Here is a 23,118-nt window from a genome sequence, read left to right on the forward strand (position 1 = left end):
TGAGACACGGATCTGAGACGTAGAGCTGAGGTCGCCGACCCGTCCGGAGCCGGATCAAAGTGGTCTCGGGCCGGACGCCGACCGCCCCACCCCCGGGGCCGCCGACCGAGGGCGGGAGGAACGGGGTCGGCGGCCGGGGTTTCGCGCGGGAGAGCCGCCGTTCCGCGCGGGGCCTCCGAGAAGGGCCGGTTCCAGTGGACTACCGGTCGTCGCGTGGGGGGAGCGTGCGTGGCGCTCCGGCGCGTGCGCGGGTTTCACACGGGGCGCATGGAATGTCGAAAGCCGGTGCGAGTGAACGCAGTTGCCACGGCATCTGACTATCTTTCAAATGACGTTCATGTTGCTCAGGTGCCTTGTTGGTCACGAGTGACTTGTGCAAGGGTGAACCACCTGAGTGGGGGGCAAGGGCCGGGTCGCATTCGTCCCGTGGGGAACCGGGGTGGAGGGGCGTCGGCGAAATTCGTGCTTCCCACGCCGCGCCCAAAAGGGATGCGCCGTTCGGCACTCCTTTTCGGCAACGAGAACTTCTGTGAGTCCCATGCCCCTGGGAAGGAATCCGCTCAGTGCCAACCCCCCACCCGCCGCTCCCTCCTTACCCGCCGCCCGGTGGCGCCTCCGGAGAATCCGACGAGGATCTCGCCGCCCGGCTCAGGGGCCGTCCCGACGGTGAGGCCGCCCAGGCCGTCGCGCTGCTCATGGCGCGCCACTGGAAACCGGCCCACGAATACGCGGTCATCTGTCTCGCCTCCCCGTCCGAGACCGCCTCCATGGTGGCCGCGGCCGCCTTCCACCAGGTCCTGGACCGGCTCGCGCTCGGCGAACCGGCCCTCGCGCTGCGTCCCAGAGCCCTCGTGGCCGTGCGGGACACGGTCAGGGAGTGGGTGGCCGAGGACCGGATAACCGGGGTTCTGCCGGACCTGGTGAAACCGAACGGCGGCCGCGGTATGCGGGCCGCGAAGTCCATGACCCCCGAAAATCGCAAGCTCGCCGAGCGGTCATTCCAGGCCCTTCCCGGACTCTCCCGCTGTCTGCTGTGGCACACCGAGGTGGAGGCGGAGTCGATTGCCGTGCCCGCCGCACTCCTCGGCATGGACACCGACACCGCGTCGGCGGCCCTCGAACAGGCGCGTGAAAAACTCCGGGAAGGATGTGTACATGCCCATCGGGAACTCGCGCCGACCAAGGATTGCCGCTTCTACAACCGCCTCCTCGACGTTCCGATTCGTCGCGGCGGAGCCCTGCTGCCGGATGTCCAGCAGCATCTCGCGGAGTGCCGCTACTGCCGTTCCGCCGCGGAACAACTGAGCCATTTCGAGGGCGGACTGGGCATCCTGCTCGCCGAGGCGGTACTGGGCTGGGGTGCCCGCCGCTATCTCGAACTGCGCGCCGGGCGTACGCCCCAGGAGACGGCACGCGGCCGCGGCACCGGTCGGCACGGCGCAGCACGCCGCCGTATCCTCGCGCGCATCCCCTCGCCCGGCCGCCGGGGTCCCGGCGAGGGCGGGGGACTGCGGCCCTCGCGGACGGTGCTCACCGGAGTGGGCCTCACCTCCGCGGGGCTCATCGCCGCGATGCTCGCCGCGGGCCTGTGGTCGCACGACGACGGCGCCGACCCGGCCGCCTCCACCAGCGCCACCGGCGGGGGCACGGTTCCGTCCGCCGGCACCCAGCCCCCGGCCACCGCCCAGCTGCCCACCGCGCCGGTGGTGACCCGGCTGCGCAACGCCGCCGCCGACCTGTGCCTCGACATACGGGGCACGGTGAAGGAGGGCGCCGGCACCGAACTGGCCGCCTGCTCGACCGGCGTGACCCAGCAGTGGTCGTACGAGGCCGACGGACTGCTGCGCAGCGCGGCCAATCCGGAGCTGTGCCTGGACTCGCATGCGGACGCGGGTGTGGTCATCCTCGGCACGTGCGCAGACGACAAGGCGAAGCGGGCCGCCGACGTGCGCTACGACCTCACGGTGCGGGGAGAGTTGCTGCCCCGCTGGGATGAGCAGCTCGCCCTCGCCGCCACCAGCGACGATCCGGGCGCTGACATCGTGGTCAAGGTCCGCGACCACTCGGACCAGCAGCTCTGGCGGACGGACCCGGCCTCCAACGCCAGCCCCGGCTCGCTGTCGGTCACCGGGAGCGAGGCCCCGCAGGCGCGGCCCGCGGAGCTCTCGGACCGGATCTAGGCACGGGCCCCACTCATGGATCTCGGGGAGGTCTCCCCTCAGGCGGGGGCCTCCACGAGATCGTCGGGGCCGAGCGTGGCCGGGCCCGCGTGTCCCGAGAGGGCGAGGGTGAGATCGAGCTCCGCGAGCAGACACCGGATCACATGCTCGACGCCCGCCTGTCCGTCGAGGCCCAGGCCGTAGACGTACGGCCGTCCGAGGAGCACCGCGCGGGCGCCGAGCGCGAGGGCCTTGAACACGTCGTCCCCGGTGCGGATCCCGCTGTCGAAGAGCACGGTCAGCCGGTCGCCCACCGCTTCCGCGACCCGCGGCAGCGCGTCGGCCGCTCCGACGGACCCGGCCACCTGGCGGCCGCCGTGGTTGGACACCACGACGCCGTCCATGCCGGCGTCGGCGGCGCGGCGGGCGTCGTCCGGGTGCAGAACGCCCTTGAGGACGATCGGTCCGTCCCAGTTCTCCCGGAGGAACGCCAGATCGGGCCAGGTCTTGCCGGGGTCCGCGAACATGCCGACGAAGTGCAGCACGGCTGCGTTCGGGTCCTCGTGGACCGGCTTGGCGAGGCCCGCCTGGAACGCTGGGTCGGAGAAGTAGTTGGCCGTGCCCACGCCGTGCAGGAACGGCAGATACGCCTGGTCGAGATCGCGGGGCCGCCAGGCCAGCAGCGGGGTGTCCAGGGTGACGACCAGGGCCGTGAACCCGGCCGCCTTCGCCCGGTTGAGGAAGCTCAGGGCCACCTCCGGGTCCTTCGGCCAGTACAGCTGGAACCAGCGCTCGGCGTCCCCCATCGCCTCCGCGACCTGCTCCATCGGTGTACTGGACGCCGACGACAGGATGTACGGCACGCCCTGCGCCGCGGCGGCCCGGGCGGCGGCGGACTCCGCGTCCGGGTGCATGATCGACAGCACTCCGACCGGCGCCAACGCCAGCGGGGCGGGCAGGGAACGCCCCAACACCTCGACGGACAGGTCGCGTTCATGGACGTCCCGCAGCATGCGCGGCACGATCCGGTGCCGCTCCAGCGCCGCCCGGTTCGCCCGTGCCGTACTGCCGTCGCCCGCGCTGCCCGCCACATAGCCCACCGGGCCGGGCCCGAGCCGCTGCTCGGTGAGCTCCTCCAGCCGGGTCAGGTCGGTGGGCAGCCGGGGCACCGCGCCCGACAGCCCGCCCAGGTAGATCTCGTACTGGAAGTCCGCCCAGTGCTTGGCCATCCGTCCGAACCGCCTCTCGTCGTCGGGTCCGCCGACGATATCCGTGGGCGGGCGCCGGTCAGGAGGGGCCGGCCGTGGTCGGGACGGACTCGGCGAGGATCCGGGCCAGTTCGCCCGGCCGGGAGAACATCGGCCAGTGGCCGGTGTCCATCTCGACCAGTTCCCAGCGGTCGCTCTTGAGCAGCTCGGCCACGGCCGGCATCGGTTCGTCACCGTCCAGGAGGCACTTGATGTAGGTCGCCGGGAGCTCGCCGAGGGGACGGGAGAGGACGGCCGGTTCGGTCAGCGTGGCGCCCGGGTGCGAGGTTGAGCCGTCGATGATCCGGGCGATCTGCTCGTCGGTCAGCCCCTGGTCGGCGTAGTAGTCCGCGCCCACGTGCGGCCAGAAGCCGTCGTTCTCCTCGATCTCCTTGCGTACGTGGTCGCTCGGCCACCCCGACAGGAACGACTCGCCGTCCACGGGCACGTTGGAGTCCACGAACACCACCCGCGCGAGGCGGTCACCGATCCTCTCGGCCGCCTGCCCCACAGGTACGCCCGCGTAGCTGTGCCCGACCAGCACCACCTCGCGCAGGTCCAGCCGCTCGACCTCGTCGACGATGTCCCGCACATGCGTCTGCTGTCCCGCCGGGACACCCCGCTTCTCCGCGAGGCCCGACAGCGTCAGCGGATGGGGCCGGTGCCCGGCCGCACGCAGCTCGGCCGCGACCTCGTCCCACGCCGACGCTCCGAGCCTCGCGCCCGCCACCAGTACGAAGTTGGTCATGCCCGCAATGTAGCCGAGGGCACTGACACCGCCCCGGCACCGGTGATCGGCGGCACCGGCACCTCGACGGTACGGGCCAGCCGCGCCCCCTCGGGCCCGTACACGGCCCGCGGTTCGGGGAAGACCCGCAGCAGCGTCAGGAACAGCACCGCGGCCACCACCAGCGAGAGCGGCAGGCTGATGTCGACGCCGTTCGCGAGATCGCCCAGCGGACCGACGAACTGTCCCGGGATGTTCGTGAAGAGCACGCCGAGCACCGCGGACACCCACCACGCGGTCATGCCCCGCCAGTTCCAGCCGTGCGCGAACCAGTAACGCCCGCCGCGCTGACGGCGGTTGAAGACCTGGAGGGCGTCCGGGTCGTACCAGCCGCGCCGGGTCCAGAATCCCAGCATCATCACGACCATCCACGGCGTGGTGCAGGTGATGATCATCGTGGCGAAGGTCGAGATGGACTGCACGAGGTCCAGGCCGAACCGTCCGACGAAGATGAACGCGATCGACAGGACCCCGACCAGCACCGTCGCCTGCACCCGCGACAGCCGCGGGAACACCGAGGAGAAGTCGAGCCCGGTCCCGTACAGCGCGGTCGTGCCCGTCGACATACCGCCGATCAGGGCCAGCAGACACACCGGCAGGAAGTACCAGCCCGGCGAGATCGCGAGCAGCCCGCCCACGAAGTCCGGGGCGGCCGGATCGACGTAGTCCGGCGCCTTCGCCGCGATGATGCTGGCGGTCGCCAGGCCGAACAGGAACGGCACCAGGGTCGCGATCTGGGACAGGAAGGCGGCGCCCATCACCCGGCGGCGCGGGGTGCTCGCGGGGATGTAGCGCGACCAGTCACCGAGGAACGCGCCGAAGGACACCGGGTTCGACAGCACGATGAGCGCCGCGCCGATGAACGACGGCCAGAACAGGTCCTTCGTCGCCGCGTCCGCCGTGTCCGTGAAGACGCCCGCGTACGACGCGTCGAAGTCGCCGGCGAAGGCGAGCGCGCCGAGCAGGAACAGCACGGTCGCCGAGGTCACCGCGACCTTGTTGACGAACAGCATGAATCGGAAGCCGTACACGCAGACCGCGAGGACAAGGCCTGCGAACAGTGCGTACGCGACGGCGTACGTCAGATCGCCGCGGCTCAGGCCGAAGAGCCGATGAGCGCCGCCGACCAGGGCGTCGCCGGAGCTCCACACCGAGATGGAGAAGAAAGCGATCGCGGTCAGCAGGGAGAGGAAGGAGCCCACCACGCGGCCGTGCACGCCGAGGTGAGCGGAGGAGGAGACGGCGTTGTTGGTGCCGTTGACCGGGCCGAACACGGCCATCGGACACAGGATCAGTGCGCCGACCAGCACTCCGAGGAGGGTGGCGGCGAGGCCCTGCCAGAAGGAGAGGCCGAACAGGATCGGGAAGGCGCCGAGGACACAGGTGGAGAAGGTGTTGGCGCCACCGAAGGCCAGGCGGAACAGGTCGAGGGGACTCGCCGTGCGGTCCGCGTCGGGGATGCGGTCCACTCCGTGGGTCTCGACCTCGGTGAGGGACTGCTTGGCGGTGTCGGGCTGCGGGGACAAGGGGGCTCCAGCGGGAAAGAGGCGGTGGAGCGCGGGGTGGCGCGGCGGGGGAGGACGGTCCGTGTCCACCGCGGGGTGTGCGGCGTACGCGGATGCCGTCCTGCTGGGGTGTGCCGACGGTACGGCCCTCGGAAGCACCCCAGCCAGTGGACGTTTCATCCATCTTCTGCGTCCGCGCTGGAGGAATCGTCCATGGTGGAGGAGTCGTCCGTCGTGGCGGAATCGGCCGTCGCGGCGGTATCGGCCGTCGTGGCGGAATCGGCCACCTCCACATCCGGCCCCTGGGCCCGCACCCGCTGGACGTGTTCCAGGGACTCCCGCAGTTCGGCGAGCCAGTCGTCGGTGTGCCGCTCGACCAGTCGCACGCACCAGGCGAGCGCGTCGCTACGGCTGCGGGCGACCCCGCCGGCGATCAGGGTGTCCAGGACCCGGCGCTCCGGCTGCCGCAGCCGCGTCATGACGGGCGCGGCCACATGTGTGAACAGGGTGCGCTCACCTTCGCACTCCACGCCCCAGGACACCTTGCGGCGGAACTTGTGCTCGGCCTCGCGCGCGACCGCGATCCGGTCCTCCCGGGTGCGCTCCCGGAACTCCTGGATCCGGCCCTGTACGGCCGCTTCCCGCTCGGCGGCCGAGACGTCCTCGGCGAGCCGCGGTCCGGGGATGCGGCCGATCACGGTGATCTCCTCGCGGTCGACGACCACCTCGACCAGGCCCTCGAAGAGCTCGTCGGGCAACCGGCCGGTGAACCAGCCGCGCAGCTTCTCTCGTTGTTCGTCGGTAATCATGTAATGACGATTACTCCGCAGCTTCATGAACACAAGGGGTCCGGCCGGGCTGCGCTCACGGCTGAAGCGGAATGTTTCAGGCCTATTGCCGAGGCGGGGTAATCAGGCCATCCGGTCGGATCGGGCGATCAAGAACCGCACTGTTGAGCGGGGTGGCCGTTCGAATGATGTGACTTCACGCCACTGATTCAACACGCAAGGTTACTGAAAGCTGTGGGGTCGATGTGAAGTTCGGGTCAGGACTCGGCAGACTCGCGCTCGCCGCTCCGGCACCGACCGAGCCGGAGGGCACACCCTCGAATCCAGCGGAAGGATGCACACAATGCGGAACACCGCGCGCTGGGCAGCGACCCTCGGCCTCACGGCCACCGCCGTATGCGGACCCCTGACCGGGGCCGCCGTCGCCGAACCGGCTGCCGCCCCGATGGGTCTCTACGCCCCGTCGGCCCTCGTGCTCACCCTCGGCCACGGCGAGAGCGCCGCCACCGTCACCCCGGAACGTGCCGTGACCCTCACCTGTGCCCCGACCTCCTCGGGCACCCATCCGGCCGCGAGCCTGGCCTGCGCCGAACTGCGCGCCGCCGGAGGTGACTTCGACGCCCTGGCGGACAGATCCGACGCGCAGTGCACCAAGGAGTACGCCCCCGTGGTCGTCACCGTCGACGGCGTGTGGCGGGGCAAGCGGCTCTCCTACGAGCGCACCTTCGCCAACGAGTGCGTGAAGAGCTCCTACGGGACGAGCGTCTTCACGTTCTGAGGGACCGGGATCGCGAGGTTTCCGTGACTTGCCCGAGGGGCCCGCAACTGGGGAGTGCCGCCTCTCTCACGGAACCCCGTGATCCCGTACCGAGGGCCGGCGGACGGAGTGGGGCCGTCCGCCGGACCCTCGGGTCATTCGCGCTCGGGAAGCTCGGAGGATTCGGGAATTTCGAGCGGTGCGGGAAGCTCGGCCAGGGGTGGGAAGCGGGCCCACAGGCCCGAGGCGCGCAACAGCCGGCGCAGCCGCGGCCCCTCGGCGATCACGCGCAGTCGCCCGCCGCGTTCCTTGGCCCGGGAGTCCGCGCGGCACAGCACCCGCAGACCCGAGCAGTCGAAGAACTCCACAGACCTCAGGTCCACCAGCACGTCCGGCCGCACGGTCGCGGTCGCCGCGTCCAGATGCTCCGCGAGGAAGCCCGCCGTCGCGAGATCGATCTCGCCGACGGCATCCACCACCGTGAAGCCGCCGTCCACCCGGGTGCGGGCATACGGGTTCGCCGCGGGCGTTTCGGGAGCGCCGTCATCGGACTCAGGCGTCATGGCCGCTCCACCTCGGCGAGGGACGCATTCGATCTCGGTAGTTACCCCGCAGCGGCCCGGAACATCCATCCAGTGGGGCCCGCAAGATCTGGTTCACTCGACCCGCTGAATTTCTGTCAATTGCATTGACTTTCTGTCTATGGGTGAGTCCGCTCCCGGTGGCTGGTGTCGCACCAGGGGTAGCGGCGACTGCGCCGACAGGTGCACAGGGCGACCCGGAAGCGGTCGGAGACGACCGTGCTCCCGTCCTCCAGTTCCACTTCCACGGGACCCTCGACAAGCAGCGGACCCCGGTGCTGGACCCGGATGCGGCACGGTCGGTCAGAGGGGGAGTTCGGCACGGACGACCACCAGCTCTTCTTTCTCGTCGGCGGAGTCGGCGGCATCGGCGGACAGCAGACCGCACTCGCGCAGCCAGTCCTCTCGGGTGCGCAACACCGGGCCGAACGCGATCCGGTGACGGCGGGTCACGGCGGCCTTCAGACCGGCCGCACGCAGATGCCCGACCGTCCGTCCCGAGTCGCTCAGTTCGGAGTGCACGATCAGCAGCACCCCTCCGGGGCGCAGCAGGGTAGGCGCCTCACAGCAGACCCGGTCCAGCACGAACCGCCCGTCACGGCCCGCGTCCCAGGCCCGAGCCCTTCCGCGGGGCGGCCGGACGCCCGTCGGGGTCGGCACGTACGGCGGATTGGTCAGGATGAGATCGAAGGACCGGTCCCGTACGGGGGCGAACAGGTTCCCGCGGTGCACCCGGACCGAGGCCCCGGTCAGCCAGGCATTGGCCCGGGTCGTGCACACCGCCCGCCACGACACGTCCACGGCGGTCACCCGGCCACCCCGACGCGCCGCCTGCAGCGCCAGCGCACCGGTCCCGGTGCCCACGTCGAGGACGTCCGCGCCCGGCGGCAGCGGTTCTTCGGACAGCGCCCCTGCCAGGAGCGCGGTGTCCTCCTGCGGGGTGTACACGCCGGGGAGGGCCAGAGGCGGAATCAGCGATTTCACTTCGGCCAGGTACCCCGGCATTCAGGAAATATGGGGGATTTCGGAATGCTGGGCTGTGCGCAGGGACGAGCGTCCGGCGCGCCAGTCGTGCAGGAGACGGTCGGCGAGACGGTCCTCGACCTGCCCGGTGACATCGATGCCGAAGGTGACGTCGGGGGTGAGGTGCGGTTCCTCGGCCAGGAGTCCGCCGATGACGTCGTGTCGTACGACCTGTTCGTGGACGGCGTCGGCCTCGACGTGCTCGTCGTAGAAGTGCTCGGCGGCCGGCCCCGCGCCCGTGCGGCGCATCGCCTCGGCGAGTCGCCGGGAGCCGGGCGAGGAGGTGATCTCGACGGCCGCGAAGTGGCCCACGAGCGCCCCGCGCAGGCTGCGGTGCAGGCCCAGCAGGGACATGAGGTTCACCGTGGCGAGCATTTCCGCGCAGGCCGCCTCCAGGTAGTGCCCGTACGTCGTGTCCAGGCCCAGGTCGATCATCAGGTTCGCGAAGAGCCGGGCGTGGACGCGGTCGGGTCGGCCGCCGCCGAACTCGTCGAACTCCACCGCCGCCATGCCCGCCTTGGCCCGGCCCCACAGGCGCGGCAGCACCCACGCGTGCGGGTCTGCCTCCTTGAGGTGGTAGAGCGAGCGCTGGGCCGCGTACTCGCGCACCTGCCACAGCTCGCCCTCCTTGCTCAGGAAATGGCTGATCCCCGTGCCGTCGACCGGTTCCACGAGAAGCCCGGCCAGCGCGTCCTCGACGCTGTCGTGGACCGGGGTGTCCGTGCGCAGGGCGGACAGGAAGCGGTGTTCCAGGGCCGCCCGGGTGCGCAGCAGACCGGGGTCCCACTCGTGGTCGGGGGACACGGCGGCGAATCCGCGGTAGTGCAGTTCGTAGCAGAGATACAGGGCGAGCTGGAGGTCATCGCCGTACACGTCCGCCCCCGCGACGGCCTCGGGACGTGGCAGCGGCCCGGCGCCGAGCAGGTACTCCTCGACGGCCGCGGAGACGGGTCCCCGGGCCGACGGCAGCGGTGGTCCTTGACGGTCGTGATCCATGTGGCCCGGGTACCCGTGCGGCGGCGGGTCACCCCGGGAGTGGTCGGCGAACAGGCCGGTCGCCCACAACCGGGACGCGGGTGTGGGCGACACCGGCAACGAGGACGGCGCAGGTCACTCGCCCTCCGACTCCTCCTGGGCGCGGGTGTTCGGGGTGATGGCCTCTCCTGCCTCGCCCCGGCGCCCGCTCTCGTCGTCGGAGTCCTGGGTGTGCTTCTCGGCGTCCTCGATCTCCTGGAGGACTTCCCCCAGGGCGGTCTCAGGCTTCTGCTCCTTCTGGGGCACGGTGGTTCCTCTCCTCTGTGATTCGTTCAGCGTGTGGCGGCCGCGATGCGCAGCGGCACCGGGTCAGGGGGAGTGGTCTCCTCGTTGCGGCGGGCGATCTCAGCCCACCAGGACGGGCCGTCTTCGATGTGGCGCAGCAGCACTCCCTCGCGGATCGCCCAGGGGCAGATGGTGACCGTCCTGATGCCGGTGAGCTTCATCGCCGTGTGCCCGACCACCGCACCCGCGAGGCTCTGCGCGGCGCGCGGGGCGGAGATTCCTGGCAGTTCGGCTCGCCGTGCGGCCGGAAGCAGCGCCAGACAGTCGATGGCCTCCCGAAGGTCGGCGCGGCGCATCCGACGCTCCACGAAGGGCCCACGCCGTCCGGGCGGGGTTCCGCAGAGCCGTCCCAGTTGCTCGAAGGTGCGCGACGTGGCGACCGCGGTACGCGGTCCCTCCCAGCGGATTCGGGAAGCGACGTCCCGGAGCTGGTGGCGGACCTTTCGGCGCAGCGCGCGCATCGCCTCCGGGGACGGCGGGTCCTGCCCCTCGAAGAACTCGTGGGTCAGCCGGCCCGCACCCAGCGGCAGTGAGGCCACGAAGTCCGGCAACCGGCCGCGCCCGAAGGCGACTTCGAGCGAACCGCCGCCGATGTCCATCAGTGCGAGCGGTCCCGACCGCCAGCCCATCCACCGCCGCGCCGCGAGGAACGTGAGCTCGGCCTCCACCTCACCCGGCAGGGTGCACAGATCGACGCCGGTGCGTGTCCGGACGGCCCGCAGCACCTCCTCGCGGTTCGGCGCGGCGCGCACGACGGCGGTCGCGAAGGCCAGCGGCCCGGCCGCGCCCCACCTCGCGGCGGTTCGGTTCGCCCCCTCGACCGCCTCCACCAGCCGCTCCACGGCCTCCTCGGGCACCGGGCAGCCCGGCCGCACATGATCAGACAGTCTCAACCGCCATTTCGCCGTGTGCACCGGCAATGGCACCCCGCCCTCGGCGTCCGCGACGACCAGCCGGACCGTGTTCGAGCCCACATCAACCACGCTTATCCGCATGGCCCTGTGGGTACCCAGCCGGAGCCCGCTGCAACGTCAGCCGTCGTGCCGGGGCGTCGCTCTCGGCCACCATCCGGGCACCGGTCGTCGATACCGCTCGTACTCGGTACCGAACGTCCGCGCCAGCTCGGACTCCTCGTACCAGCGGGCGAACGCCCACATCAGCAGCCCAGCACCGGGCCCGTACACGAACAGCGCCGCCCGCGCGAGCAGCGGGCCCTGACCGGCCACGTCCCGGTACAGCCCGCCCACCACCAGGTGCTCGGTTGGCGCGACCGGCGCGGGAGTGCCCAGCCCCTCGATCACGAACCGCCCGAACGCCCACAGCAGCCCGAGCACGCCCGCGGTCAGTGGGAGCAGGCCGAGCAGCCGGAGAGGCAGTCACCAGTCGCCGATTGCCGGCCGGTCAGCCACCACGGCAGCAGCAGCGCCACGGTGCCGGGTGCGAGTGCGAGGGAGAGCCGGGGCAGCGGGAAGGGCCGCCGTCTCCCTGCTGACGGCGGCCCTTCGGACCGAGCGGCTCCTGCGGTGGCGGTTACATGTGTACGACGGGTGCGGCCTCCGCGTCCTGCTCCGGCACCCCGCGCCGGAAGAGCAGGAAGGCGATCAGCGCACCGGCGGCGAACAGGCCCGCCGACCACCAGAAGGCGGTGGTGTAGCTCTCGATGGTCGCCTGGGCCTGGACCAGCTTGTTGGTGGCGTCCTTGCCGACCATGTAGGCGGTGGCGGCGCTCGCGGCCAGTGTGTTCAGCAGTGCGGTGCCGATCGAACCGCCCACCTGCTGCATGGCGTTGACCGTCGCGGAGGCGACGCCGGCGTCCTCGGCCGCGACCCCGCTGGTGGCCAGCTGCATGGCCGGGGGCATGACCAGGCCGAGGCCGAGGCCGGTCACGATCAGCTGCGGGAGCACCGCGGAGACATAGCTGGAGCCGACGCCGATCCCGGTCAGCCAGGCCATGCCGACCGCGGCGACCGCGAAGCCCAGCGGGATGACCGCCTTCGGCCCTATCCGGGGGACCAGCATCGTGGTGCCCACCTGGGCGGCCACCATCAGTGCGGCGACCATGGGCAGGAAGGCCACACCGGTCTTGGTCGGGCTGAAGCCCAGGTTCAGCTGGAGGTAGTAGGTGAGGAAGAGGAACACACCGAACATGCCGCTGCCGGAGATCAGCACGGCCAGGAAGGAGGCGGCGCGGTTGCGGTCCAGCAGGATGCGCAGCGGCAGCAGCGGATGCGCGGCCCGGGTCTGCCACCGGGCGAAGGCGGCCAGCAGCGCACCGCCCGCGATCAGAAAGCCCCAGGTCGCGGGCGAACTCCAGTCGTGGGTCTCGGCGTTCGAGAAGCCGTAGACCAGGGAGAAGAGTCCGGCGGCGACCAGCACGGTGCCGGGCACGTCCAGCTTGGAGTTCGCGGCGTCGCGGTGGTTGTGCAGCAGCAGCCAGCCGCCCGCGAAGGCGACCACGGCGATGGCGACGTTGACATAGAGCGTCCAGCGCCAGTCCAGGGCGTCCGTCAGGATGCCGCCGAGCAGCAGGCCCACCGCACCACCGGCACCGGCGATGGCGCCGTACACGCTGAACGCCTTGGCGCGTTCCTTGGCGTCGGTGAACGTCGTGTTCAGCAGCGAGAGCGCGGCGGGTGCGAGGAGTGCGCCGAACGCGCCCTGCAGGGCACGGGCGGTGACCAGCATCTCGAAGTTGGTTGCGGCGCCGCCGAGCGCGGAGACGGCTGCGAAGCCGACGACACCGACGAGGAAGGCGGTCTTGCGGCCGAACAGGTCGGCGATCCGGCCGCCGAGCAGCAGCAGGGAGGCGAACGCCAGCGCGTACGCCGTGACGATCCACTGGCGGTTGCCGTCGGAGAACCCGAGGTCGGCCTGGGCCGAGGGCAGTGCGATGTTCACGATGGTGGAGTCCAGGACGACCATCAGCTGGGCGAGTGCGACAACGGCGAGAATCCACCACCGCTTGGGTATGGCGCCGGGCCGCGCCTCGATGGCGCCCTCCTGGCTCTCGGTCAGAGTCTTCTGGGACATGGGAAACCACTCCAGGGAAAGTCGGCTGGGCTTTACCAATTCGTAAACGAAACGGTTTCGTACACATCGAGGCTAGACCACTTCCAGCGAAACGGCAACGTTTCGCTGGGGAAGGGGAGCGGGTATGTGTTGCGGGGTCTTCGAGGCGGACGGGGCGCGGCTGTGTTGCGAGGTGCGGCGGCCGCCGGTTCGCGGAAACGGTGCGCGGTGAGGGGGTGTCCGCCGGCCCGACGGCCTCTGGAAGTGGTTCCTCGGCAACCGGAACGCCCCCTTCCCGAGCGTGCCGTATTCCTTGACTGGAATATAACTGCTGAGGCATATTGGAATCATGTCCGACGCCGCACTCTGGACCGCTCTCGCCGACCCCCACCGACGGGCCATCGTCGCGCTGCTCCTGGAGCGCCCCCGGCCCGTCGGGGAGATCGTGGAGGCGTGCGGACTGAGCCAGCCGAGCACCTCCAAGCATCTGAAGGTGCTCAGGGAGGCGGGTCTGGTCCGGGTACGACAGGACGCGCAACGCCGTGTCTACGCCCTGGACCCGGCCCCCATCGCCGAGCTGGACGCCTGGCTGGCCCCGTACCGCAGGCTCTGGAACACCAGCCTGGACATGCTCGGCAGCCGTTTGGACGAGACCGCGTCCGACACCCCCGAGGAAACCCGCCCCTAAGGACTGATCCACCATGGCCGCAGACCTCACCGGCACCTATCTGACCCTGGACGACGGCCGCCCGGCCGTCCGCTTCAGCCGCACCTACGACCATCCCGTCGCCCGCGTCTGGCAGTTCGTGACCGACGCCGACGAACTCGCCCACTGGTTCCCGTCCCACGCCGAGATCGAGCTGCGCCCCGGCGGCACGATCAAGTTCAGCGGCGACCCCCACATGGACGACTCCACCGGCCGGGTCATCGCCGTCGACGAGCCCCGGCACCTGTCCTTCGAGTGGGGCGGCGACGAACTGCACTTCGACCTGGAGCCGCTGGACGACAAGCGGACGCGGTTCACGCTCACCAACGTCCTGAGCGCCACGGACACCGCGGCCCGCAACGGCGCAGGCTGGGAGGTGTGCCTCGCCGCCCTCGACGCACGGGCCCGCGCCGAGCGCCTGGACCGGCCGCAGTGGAAGGAGCTCTACCAGGCGTACGTCGACGCAGGGCTGCCCTCGGGGGCGCCGGTCCCCGGCATGGACTGACCCGTCACGCCATCTGCCGTCGCACCAGCTCGTGCAGTCGCCCGCCGGTGTCCGCGAGGAGTTGTGCGGGCGGGCCCTGCTGGGCGACCTTGCCGTTCTCCATCACGATCACGCGGTCCGCGTCCAGCACCGTCGACAGGCGGTGGGCGATGACGATCCGGGTGGCGTTGAGGGCCTTGGTGGACTCGATGACCGTGCGCTGGGTGTCGTTGTCCAGGGCGCTGGTCGCCTCGTCGAAGAAGAGGATCCGGGGCCGCCGGATCAACGCCTGGGCGATCATGAGCCGTTGGCGCTGACCGCCGGAGACGGCGCCGCTGCCCGAAACAATGGTGTGCAGTCCCATCGGCATGCGCTGGATGTCCTCCGCTAGCCCCGCCATCGCGGCCGCCGCCATCGCCTCCTCCGGGGTGTAGGGCTCGGTGCCGCAGATGACGTCCATGATGGACCCGGTGAACGGCTGGGCGTGCTGCAGCACGACACCGCACTGCCTGCGCACCGCCGACTGGTCGAGGGCGGCCAGGTCCTGGCCGTCGTAGAGGACACTCCCCAAGACCGGGCGGTCGAAGCCGATCAGCAGTCTGAGCAGGGTCGACTTCCCGCAGCCGCTCGGGCCGACGATCGCCACGAACTCGCCGGGCCGGATCCCGAAGGACACGTCGTCGAGGATCAGGGGACCGTCGTCGGAGTAGCGGAAGGAGAGCCCGCGGGCCTCCATCGCTCCGGTGAGCGGTCCCGGCCGGGTGCTCGCGGTGCGGACCTCGGGCGACGCCTCCAGAACGGGCTTGATCTCCTCGAACAGCGGGAGCGCGGCCACCGCCGAGACGAAGGAGCCGGTGAGCTGTGTGACCGCGGTCAGCAGCATCGTCACCGAGGTGTTGAAAGTGAGGAACTCCGCCGCCGACATCGAGCCACGTGCCGGGCCCGCGAGCAGCATGAACATCAGCAGGGTGCACAGCGGGAGATAGACCGAACCCATCACCGTGGTGAGGTTCTTGATGCGGCCGACCTTCTGCTGGAGCTCGCGGCTGCGGGCGAACTCCGAGGCCCAGGCCGCGTACGCGTAGTTCTCCGCCGCCGCCACCCTGAGCTTGGGCAGCCCGCGCAGGGTCTGGAAGGCCTGGTTGTTCAGCTTGTTGCTCAGCACCACGAGCCGTCGCTGCCAGCGCACCTGCCACAGCCCGAGCCCTAGGAACCCGGCCGCGATCACGACGAGCATGCCGATCGCCGCCATGGCCATCGGGACGCTGTACCAGAACAGCAGGCCCAGGTTCATCGCGCCGACGGTCACCGACTGGGCGATCGTCGGACCGATGCCCGCCATCATCCGGCGGATCGAGCTGATACCCATGGCCTGACTGGCCAGTTCACCGGTCGAGCGCTCGGTGAAGAACTTCGTCGGCAGCCGCAGCAGCCGGTCCCACACCGCCGGTTGGAGGGTCGCCTCGATACGGCCCTCCAGACGGAGCATGGTGAGGTTCTGCAGCAGCATGAAGGCCGCCGTCACCACACCGCTCACCATGACCGCCAGACAGACCTGCACGATCAGATCCGTCTGCGCCTTCGGCACGAACTCGCCGAGGACCTTGCCGGTCGCGATCGGGACCAGCGCCCCGATCGCCACCGTGACCAGACCGCTGAGCAGCAGGTTCGTCACATCGCCGCCGGTGCCGCGCATGCTGAACCGGAGGAGGCCGAGGGGACTCAACTTCCGGTCGGGCAGCGGGCGGTAGAACATCACCGCGCGCGGCTCGAACTCCTCCGCGTTGTCCTTCTCGATCGGTGTCTCGCGTCCCGTCGCCGGATGCACGGCCACATAGCCGCCGCGCCGCCACAGCAGCGCGACCGGCGCACCCGACAGGGCCCGATGCCCCACCAGCGGGCCCACGTTGTCCCGCCACCAGCTGCCGTCCAGGCGCACCGACCTGATGCGGACGCGGGAGGCGAGGGCGATGCGCTCGACCGGGTCGAGACGGTCGCTCTCGGTGCCGCTGTGCGCGTTCTCGGCGAGCGGGATCCCGGCCGCCCCGGCGACCAGCTTGCAGGCCGCGTAACTCGCGTCGGCGTCGGCGGCCGTCGCGCGCTGCTTCGACTTGCCGATGGACGCCAGCAGGGTCCGGTCGGCCTGGGCGCGCACCGCCTCACCGGCCTTGATACCAGCGGCAGTCCGGGTCTCATGGGTGCGCTCCAGCTGCTCGATCCAACGGTCAAGCGTGGTCAGCAGCCGGTACTGCTGGTCGACCATGGACTGCCAGACCCCGGGATCCATCAGCAGATCGGCGGCCGCCTCGGCGCCGTAGAGCGAGCCGTACTGCACACTGCCCGGCGGCACCTGCATCCAGAAGACGTCGTCGTCGGTCGGGGCGGCGGCCCGCTCGTCGGCCATCGGCGCCTGGAAGAGGATGGCGAGACTACGGCCGACACCGAGCGCGAGGGCGTATTCCAGTGGGCTGGTCGTCGGCGGCACGTACTGGGGGTTGCCGTACTCGTCGTACGACCACGTCTGGGTGTGCGCGGGCTCGTACAGCTCGCGCAGTCCGATGCGGTGCACCACGCAGTCCCTGAGCGGGCGTGCCACCAGGGTGTGCTGAGGGCCCGCCACCGGTCCGAGGAGCAGCGCGCCCGGTTCCAGGCGGCCCAGGTGGTGCCAGTGGCCCTGCTGTCCGGCGTCCACCGCGAACAGGTCCACCGCGCCCGACACGACCAGCCAGAGCACCTGCGGCCCTTCGAGGTCGATACGGCTGAAACCGGCGCAGTCGACCCGCGTGCCCATCTGCCCGAGCGCATTGAGGACGAGGTCACCGTCTTGGGGGGAGGTCATGTCACCGTTCCTTGACCAGCGCCGCGTACGCTCCGCCGCGCGCCACCAGCTCCGCGTGCCGCCCGCGTTCCACGATCGTGCCGTGCTGCAGTACGACGATCTCGTCGCTGTCGCGCACGGTGCTGAGCCGGTGCGCGATCACCACACAGGCGCAGCCGCGCTTGCGCAGATTGTCCATGACGACCTGCTCCGTCTCCGCGTCCAGCGCGCTGGTCACCTCGTCGAGGACCAGGATGCTGGGTCGACGCACCAACGCCCGCGCGATTTCGAGCCGTTGGCGCTGGCCGCCGGAGAAGTTGCGGCCGTCCTGCTCGACCCTGCTGCGGATGCCGCCGGGCCGTCGCTCGACCACGTCGTACAGGGCCGCGTCCCGCAGCGCGTCCACCACGGCGTCGTCCGGGATCGACGGGTCCCACAGCGCCACGTTGTCGCGCACCGAGCCCTCGAACAGGAAGACGTCCTGGTCGACGAAGGACACCGAGGAGGCGAGCGCTCCGCGCGGAATGTCGTCCAGGCGCTGTCCGTCGATGCGGATCACGCCCTCCCAGGGGGCGTACAGGCCCGAGATCAGCCGGGAGACGGTCGACTTGCCGCTGCCCGAGCCGCCGACCAGCGCCACCTGCTGGCCCGGACCCACCGTCAGGTCGAAACCGGTGAGCAGCGGCTTGTCGAGCGGGTTGTAGCCGAAGGTGATGTTCTGGAGCTCGACATGGCCGTGCAGTCGGCGGGTCGAGTCGCCGGCGCCGGGGCGGTCGTAGAGCGGGTCGGCCTTGAAGTTCTCCACGTCCTTCAGACGGGCCACGTCGGCCGCGAAGTCCTGGATGCGGCCCGCCACACCGTTGAGGCGGGTGATCGGCGCGGTGAAGCGGGTGACCAGGGACTGGAAGGCGACCAGCAGACCGACGGAGATACCGCCCTCGACCGCCCGCATACCGCCGATCCAGAGGATGAGAGCGCTGTTGAAGGTGGCCAGCATCGGCGCGACCACGCCCAGCCAGGCGCTCGGCACCCCGAGCCGCTGCTGCTCCTCCAGCGTGGTGGCGTGCTGTCCGGCCCACTTGCGGAAGTAGCCGTCCTCGCCGCCGGTCGCCTTCATCGTCTCGATCAACTGCAGGCCGGTGTAGGCGGTGTTGGTGAGCCGGGCGCTGTCGGCGCGCAGTTTCGCCGTGCGGGTGGCCCGCAGTCGGATGACGACCCGCATGGCCACCACGTTCAGCAGGGCCACGCCGATGCCGACGTAGGTGAGCTGCGGGTCGTAGGTGTAGAGCAGGATCGCGTACAGGACCACGACCACGGCGTCGACGCCCGCTGCCGCGAGGTCGCGGGCCAGGGTCTCGGCGACCTGGTCGTTGGACTGGAGGCGCTGGACCAGGTCGGCCGGGCTGCGCTGGGAGAAGAACGTCACCGGCAGCCGCAGCAGATGGCGCAGGAAGCGGGCGCTGGAGAGGGTCGAGGAGATGATGCGGCCGTGCAGCAGGTTCGCCTGCTGGAGCCAGGTCAGCGCGAGGGTGAGGGCCACGCAGGCGCCCATGGACGTGAACAGCACGCCGAGCAGCGAGGTCTGCCCCCCGATGAGGAACATGTCGATGTAGGTGCGGGACAGCGCGGGGGTGGCCGCACCGACCAGCACCAGCAGCAGGCTCGCCAGGACCGCCGCCGGCATGGTGCCCGCGGTACCGCGAAGCCGGGCCGGCATCGCGCCCAGGATGCCCGGCTTGCGGCCGCCCCTGGCGAAGCCCTCGCCGGGCTCCATCACCAGCACCACACCGGTGAAGCTGCCGTCGAAGTCCTCCATGGGGACGAAACGGCGGCCCTTGCCCGGGTCGTTGATGTACACCCCGCGGCGGCCGAAGCGGCGGCCCATTCCGTCGTAGACGACGTAGTGGTTGAACTCCCAGAACAGCACGGCCGGTGTCTTCACCTCGGCGAGGGCGGCCGTGTCCATCTGCATGCCCTTGGCTGTCAGACCGTAACTGCGGGCCGCCTTCAGGAGGTTGCTGGCGCGCGAGCCGTCCCGGGAGACACCGCAGGCGATGCGCAGCTCCTCCAGCGGGACATGCTTGCCGTAGTGGCCCAGCACCATCGCGAGGGAGGCGGCACCGCACTCCACCGCCTCCATCTGGAGAACGGTGGGCGTGCGGACCGCCTTGGCCTTCCCCTTGGGGACCGGACGCTTGGGCGGGGCCGAGCGGCGCCTGCCGCGGGTGTCCTGTGCGGTGCTCACGGCAGCAGCCAATCCACGGGGCGCTGATCGGCCAGCCGGATCGAGCCCGAGGCCACGGTCATGGAGGTGAGGGCGAACGGCGGGCCGTCCGCGGACGACCACCTGTAACCGCTCTTCGTGCCTTTGGACTTGTCCAGCTTCACCAGGACGGCGACCGGACGGCCGTCCTTCGTGAACTGCTCGCCGAGTTGGCTGTCCCCGAGGAACGCGGCGATCTGCTGCGCCGACTGGGCCGAGCGGTCCACCGACTTCACATGGCCGCGCAGCACGCCGTACTCCTGGGTGGGCGCCGAGGAGACGGTCAGGTCGACGGCCGCGTCGTCCGGGATGGAGGCCGCGTTCTCGGCGGGCACGTACACGGTGGCGTACATCGGGTCGGAGGCGTGGGCGACCTTCTCCACGGCGGCGAGATTCGCGCCGGTCGAGATGATCTGCCCGATGGTGGCCGCCAGCGCGGTGACCCGGCCCGCGGCGACCGTGCGGACGACGGTGTCGCCCTGGGCCGTACGGACCTTCAGCACGGGGGAGTTCGCGGGCAACTGCTCGCCCTGCTGGGCGATCACCTGGGTGACCTGGCCCGCCACCGGGCTCTGCAGGATGTAACTGCCCTGCCCGTGGGTGAGGATGGCGGGTGCGCTCACCGTGGAGGCGACCGAGCCGGTCACCGCCCACACCGAGGCGGCGGCCATCACGACCACCGTCACCGACATCACGAGCCAGCCCTGGGGACGGGCGAAGCGCACCGGAAGGTCGAGTTCCTCCGGTGACTGGAGTTTGGCGAGGGCCTGTTGGCGGAACTGCACGGGTCTTCCCTCACCTGCGAAAGCTGTGGAAGCTGCGAACGTCGCGAATGCTGCGCACGAGAAAGGACCGGCTCGCGAGAGCCGGCCTGATCACCGCACCCAAGAGTCCCGGAACCGCCGGTTTGCGGCTCCGGGACGGGTCGACCACAAGACAGTGATCAGATCACAAGGAATGTGATCAGAGACCGGCGACCAGGCCGGTGACCGCGCCGGTGTTCAGGCCGGTCGTACCCTCGACCGTGCCGACGACCGTGTTGACCAGGCCGGAAACCGGGGCAACGCCGTCCACCAGGTCGGTGACGGTGCCGAGGGCGTTCAGCTGCAGGCCGCCGGAGACGTTGTCGAGGTCGGCGTCCGAGATCTCGACGGTCTCAACCTGGGGGGTGGAGTTCATGATGGAACTTCCCTTCGTATGGGTATTTCACAAGGGGGGAGCGGCCCCCTCTGGGGACAGATGACGGCCGCAATCGCATGGCGCCGTATCCCGTTTCCGGGAAGCCCGACGGCCCTGCGGTGCGATGGATCAAAGCACGCCGCCGCGCTGCCCTTCCAATCAACCACCCGTCTCACCAGGGAACTTGAGTCACAGAAGCCTTCATCCGTGCAGGATTGCGCACGCCTTGGTGGCCACTTCTTCACAGGTGATGTTGCGCGGGCGTGAAGCGGCCCTTGCCGTCGCCCAGGCGAATGCGACACACCTCGCCAATGGCGTGGCCACCGGTCCCCGCTTGTGCAGAACTTCCGCCGCCGGTGACTTGGTTGAGCATTCGCTGTGCAGATTCGCTGAAGGAAGGATTCGAAGCGGTTCTCACAACGCAGCGTTGCCGACCGTTCGCTGAGCGTGTCAGGACGGAAGTGGCCTGGTGGCGACCGCCTTGATCAGGACATCCGAACCGGTCACCGCCCGCTGGAAAGCCGTGGACTGCTGCACCGTCGTCATCGGTCCGCAGGCGCCCCGGGCCGCCGAGACGGCGATCACGGTGGCCCCCTCGGCGGCAGCATTCAAGGCCTGCCCCGACAACCTGCCGCCCTCCCGGGCCAACCTCTGTGACCAGGGAAAACGCAGGATCGCGTGGTCGTCGTCGAGCGTCTCGACCGACAGGCCGAGGTCGAGGACCCAAGGGGCGAAGTTGTCGGCGAGGATCTTGTCGGCTTCGGCGGGCGTCATCGCCATATGGGGGATTCTTCTTGCCCCCGGCCGGCCCGGCACGGCCCATGGCCGGATCCGCGTGGCAATCGGGTCGTAAAGAAACGGCATTGAACGCGCCGCGCGCACCGTGCGTACCCATGGCCATCCAGGCGCCCCGAACAACCAACTGCCGTACGGCGGTTACAGACTCCGGTCCCCCAGGAGGTCGAGAAGTTTGAGTCACAAGCGAATTCCGAAGCGCAAGGCCGCATTCGCGGCAGGCACCGTGGCGGCGCTCGGAGCGGCGGCGATTTTGCTGCCCAACGCCAACGCGTCCCAGGACGGTTCGTCGAACGACGCGGCGGCCATCGCGCCGAAGACTCTGAAGGCGTCGGACGCCTCGGACCTCGCCTCGCAACTCCAGGAGCTGCTGGGCGACGCCTTCGCCGGGTCCTACTACGACTCCGACAAGCAGCAGCTCGTCGTGAACGTCGTCAACAACGTCATATCCGGGGACGACAACAACGTCGTCGTGCAGGTGAAGAAGGCCGGCGCGGCCGTCCGCGAGGTCGACAACAGCCTCACCGAACTCGCGGCGGGCGCAAAGACCCTCAAGGCCGAGGCGACCATCCCGGGTACCTCCTGGGCCGTCGACCCGCGCACCAACAAGATCCTCGTGACCGCCGACAGCACGGTCACCGGCGACAAGTGGAACACCCTTGAGTCGACCGTGAAGAGCCTCGGCTCCGACATGGCGACCATCAAGAAGTCGGCCGGCACCTTCAAGACCTTCGTCTCCGGCGGTGACGCGATCTTCGGCGGCGGCGCCCGCTGCTCCCTCGGCTTCAACGTCACCGCGGGCGACGGCACCCCGGCCTTCCTGACCGCCGGTCACTGCGGTGTCGCGGCGGAGCAGTGGTCGGACACCGAGGACGGCGAGCCGATCGCCACCGTCGACCAGGCCACCTTCCCCGGCGACGGCGACTTCGCCCTGGTCAAGTACGACGACCCGGCGACCGAAGCGCCCAGCGAGGTCAACGTCGGCGGCGGCCAGACCGTCGCGATCAACCAGGCGGCGGACGCCGAGGTGGGTGCCCAGGTCTTCCGGATGGGCAGCACCACGGGCCTCGCCGACGGCCAGGTGCTCGGACTCGACGCCACCGTGAACTACCCCGAGGGCACCGTCACCGGGCTCATCCAGACCGACGTCTGCGCCGAGCCCGGCGACAGCGGCGGCTCGCTGTTCACCCAGGACGGTTCGGCGATCGGCCTGACCTCCGGTGGCAGCGGCGACTGCACCGTCGGCGGCGAGACCTTCTTCCAGCCGGTCACCACCGCCCTGGAGGCGGTCGGCGCCACGCTCGGCGCGGGTGACGCGGCAGGCGGCGCGGGCGACGACCAGGCCGGCGGCGAGGAGGCCGGTGCCGGTGACGAGGCGGGCGCCGGTGACGAAGCCACCGCGAGCCCCGGTGACGACGCCAGCGCGAGCCCCGGTGACGAGGCCGGTGGCGAAGCGGTCGGCGGTGAGGAAGTCGGCGGTGACGAGATCGGCGGCGAGGAGGCCGGTACCGGTGACGAGACCGGCAACGGCGCCGACGACGGTACCGGTGTGACGGAGTCCCACTGATCCCTCGGGCGCTCTGACGCCCGATCTCACTGTGCCGACCGCGTCGGCAGCGGCCCACCCCCACCCTCCGCTGCCGACGCCGGTCCGTACGACCACCTCCCGATCGACAGCGCGGTTCCGGCCGGGAGGT

21 protein-coding genes and 1 pseudogene are annotated in these 23,118 nt (G+C 70.5%); 5 read left to right on the plus strand and 17 right to left on the minus strand.

What is annotated here, in order from left to right; all coding sequences use genetic code 11:
• Positions 1-563 precede the first annotated feature (563 nt).
• Positions 564-2,180 carry an RICIN domain-containing protein gene (locus tag ACI2L1_RS25455; protein ID WP_404741665.1) on the plus strand — a complete coding sequence of 539 codons (1,617 nt, stop codon included), beginning with the start codon at positions 564-566 and terminating at the stop codon, positions 2,178-2,180.
• A gap of 38 nt (positions 2,181-2,218) precedes the next feature.
• Here the strand turns inward: ACI2L1_RS25455 and ACI2L1_RS25460 are convergent, their stop codons facing one another.
• The 4 genes from ACI2L1_RS25460 to ACI2L1_RS25475 form a co-directional block, all read right to left on the minus strand.
• Positions 2,219-3,388, minus strand: coding sequence for a lactate 2-monooxygenase (locus ACI2L1_RS25460; protein WP_404741666.1), 1,170 nt, complete (start codon positions 3,386-3,388; stop codon positions 2,219-2,221).
• A 58-nt stretch (positions 3,389-3,446) separates the two neighbouring features.
• Positions 3,447-4,154 carry an alpha/beta fold hydrolase gene (locus tag ACI2L1_RS25465; protein ID WP_404741667.1) on the minus strand — a complete coding sequence of 236 codons (708 nt, stop codon included), beginning with the start codon at positions 4,152-4,154 and terminating at the stop codon, positions 3,447-3,449.
• Complete coding sequence (locus ACI2L1_RS25470) at positions 4,151-5,719, minus strand: purine-cytosine permease family protein (RefSeq protein WP_404741668.1); 1,569 nt, start codon at positions 5,717-5,719, stop codon at positions 4,151-4,153. Before ACI2L1_RS25470 ends, ACI2L1_RS25465 begins: the two co-directional genes overlap by 4 nt.
• Before the next feature lie 155 nt (positions 5,720-5,874).
• Positions 5,875-6,507, minus strand: a complete 633-nt coding sequence (locus ACI2L1_RS25475) for a hypothetical protein (protein WP_404741669.1) — start codon at positions 6,505-6,507, stop codon at positions 5,875-5,877.
• 322 nt (positions 6,508-6,829) lie between these two features.
• Between ACI2L1_RS25475 and ACI2L1_RS25480 the strand changes: the two genes are divergently transcribed.
• Complete coding sequence (locus ACI2L1_RS25480; protein WP_404741670.1) at positions 6,830-7,264, plus strand: protease inhibitor; 435 nt, start codon at positions 6,830-6,832, stop codon at positions 7,262-7,264.
• Between the two features lie 134 nt (positions 7,265-7,398).
• Here the strand turns inward: ACI2L1_RS25480 and ACI2L1_RS25485 are convergent, their stop codons facing one another.
• From ACI2L1_RS25485 to ACI2L1_RS25520, 8 genes are all read right to left on the minus strand, one after another.
• Positions 7,399-7,806, minus strand: coding sequence for an STAS domain-containing protein (locus ACI2L1_RS25485; RefSeq protein ID WP_404741671.1), 408 nt, complete (start codon positions 7,804-7,806; stop codon positions 7,399-7,401).
• A gap of 137 nt (positions 7,807-7,943) precedes the next feature.
• Entirely contained in the window at positions 7,944-8,147 is a 204-nt protein-coding gene (locus ACI2L1_RS25490; protein ID WP_404741672.1) for a CDGSH iron-sulfur domain-containing protein, read from the minus strand.
• A complete protein-coding gene (locus ACI2L1_RS25495) occupies positions 8,128-8,829 on the minus strand; it encodes a HemK2/MTQ2 family protein methyltransferase (RefSeq protein ID WP_404741673.1) in 702 nt (233 codons plus the stop codon). The genes ACI2L1_RS25490 and ACI2L1_RS25495 overlap by 20 nt, the downstream gene beginning before the upstream one ends.
• Positions 8,830-9,843, minus strand: a complete 1,014-nt coding sequence (locus ACI2L1_RS25500; protein WP_404741674.1) for an iron-containing redox enzyme family protein — start codon at positions 9,841-9,843, stop codon at positions 8,830-8,832.
• A 114-nt stretch (positions 9,844-9,957) separates the two neighbouring features.
• On the minus strand, positions 9,958-10,128 hold the full coding sequence (locus tag ACI2L1_RS25505; protein WP_404741675.1) for a hypothetical protein: 171 nt from the start codon (positions 10,126-10,128) through the stop codon (positions 9,958-9,960).
• A 26-nt stretch (positions 10,129-10,154) separates the two neighbouring features.
• Positions 10,155-11,162: a Ppx/GppA family phosphatase gene (locus ACI2L1_RS25510; RefSeq protein ID WP_404741676.1), complete on the minus strand. Its 1,008-nt coding sequence runs from the start codon at positions 11,160-11,162 to the stop codon at positions 10,155-10,157.
• Positions 11,163-11,198: 36 nt separating this feature from the next.
• Positions 11,199-11,501 (minus strand): methyltransferase family protein, encoded by a 303-nt coding sequence (locus ACI2L1_RS25515; RefSeq protein WP_404741677.1) that lies wholly within the window; start codon positions 11,499-11,501, stop codon positions 11,199-11,201.
• Positions 11,502-11,697: 196 nt separating this feature from the next.
• Positions 11,698-13,197: an MFS transporter gene (locus ACI2L1_RS25520; RefSeq protein WP_404741678.1), complete on the minus strand. Its 1,500-nt coding sequence runs from the start codon at positions 13,195-13,197 to the stop codon at positions 11,698-11,700.
• A gap of 328 nt (positions 13,198-13,525) precedes the next feature.
• Between ACI2L1_RS25520 and ACI2L1_RS25525 the strand changes: the two genes are divergently transcribed.
• Positions 13,526-13,864 carry an ArsR/SmtB family transcription factor gene (locus ACI2L1_RS25525; RefSeq protein WP_404741679.1) on the plus strand — a complete coding sequence of 113 codons (339 nt, stop codon included), beginning with the start codon at positions 13,526-13,528 and terminating at the stop codon, positions 13,862-13,864.
• Between the two features lie 13 nt (positions 13,865-13,877).
• Complete coding sequence (locus ACI2L1_RS25530) at positions 13,878-14,387, plus strand: SRPBCC family protein (protein WP_404741680.1); 510 nt, start codon at positions 13,878-13,880, stop codon at positions 14,385-14,387.
• A gap of 4 nt (positions 14,388-14,391) precedes the next feature.
• Here ACI2L1_RS25530 and ACI2L1_RS25535 read toward each other — a convergent pair whose 3' ends face one another.
• The 5 genes and pseudogenes from ACI2L1_RS25535 to ACI2L1_RS25555 form a co-directional block, all read right to left on the minus strand.
• Positions 14,392-17,205: an NHLP bacteriocin export ABC transporter permease/ATPase subunit gene (locus ACI2L1_RS25535; RefSeq protein WP_404741681.1), complete on the minus strand. Its 2,814-nt coding sequence runs from the start codon at positions 17,203-17,205 to the stop codon at positions 14,392-14,394.
• Between the two features lies 1 nt (position 17,206).
• Positions 17,207-19,429 carry an NHLP family bacteriocin export ABC transporter peptidase/permease/ATPase subunit gene (locus ACI2L1_RS25540; protein ID WP_404741682.1) on the minus strand — a complete coding sequence of 741 codons (2,223 nt, stop codon included), beginning with the start codon at positions 19,427-19,429 and terminating at the stop codon, positions 17,207-17,209.
• Positions 19,426-20,232: an HlyD family efflux transporter periplasmic adaptor subunit gene (locus ACI2L1_RS25545; protein WP_404741683.1), complete on the minus strand. Its 807-nt coding sequence runs from the start codon at positions 20,230-20,232 to the stop codon at positions 19,426-19,428. Before ACI2L1_RS25545 ends, ACI2L1_RS25540 begins: the two co-directional genes overlap by 4 nt.
• Positions 20,233-20,410: 178 nt before the next feature.
• Positions 20,411-20,626 carry a type A2 lantipeptide gene (locus tag ACI2L1_RS25550; protein WP_404741684.1) on the minus strand — a complete coding sequence of 72 codons (216 nt, stop codon included), beginning with the start codon at positions 20,624-20,626 and terminating at the stop codon, positions 20,411-20,413.
• A 465-nt stretch (positions 20,627-21,091) separates the two neighbouring features.
• Positions 21,092-21,406 (minus strand): annotated as a pseudogene (locus tag ACI2L1_RS25555) (PaaI family thioesterase); the annotation flags it as partial.
• Positions 21,407-21,596: 190 nt separating this feature from the next.
• Between ACI2L1_RS25555 and ACI2L1_RS25560 the strand changes: the two are divergent.
• Positions 21,597-22,988 (plus strand): S1 family peptidase, encoded by a 1,392-nt coding sequence (locus ACI2L1_RS25560; RefSeq protein WP_404741685.1) that lies wholly within the window; start codon positions 21,597-21,599, stop codon positions 22,986-22,988.
• Positions 22,989-23,118: the final 130 nt, after the last annotated feature.

This window comes from Streptomyces sp. NPDC019531 (assembly GCF_044903305.1).
Taxonomy (GTDB): domain Bacteria; phylum Actinomycetota; class Actinomycetes; order Streptomycetales; family Streptomycetaceae; genus Streptomyces.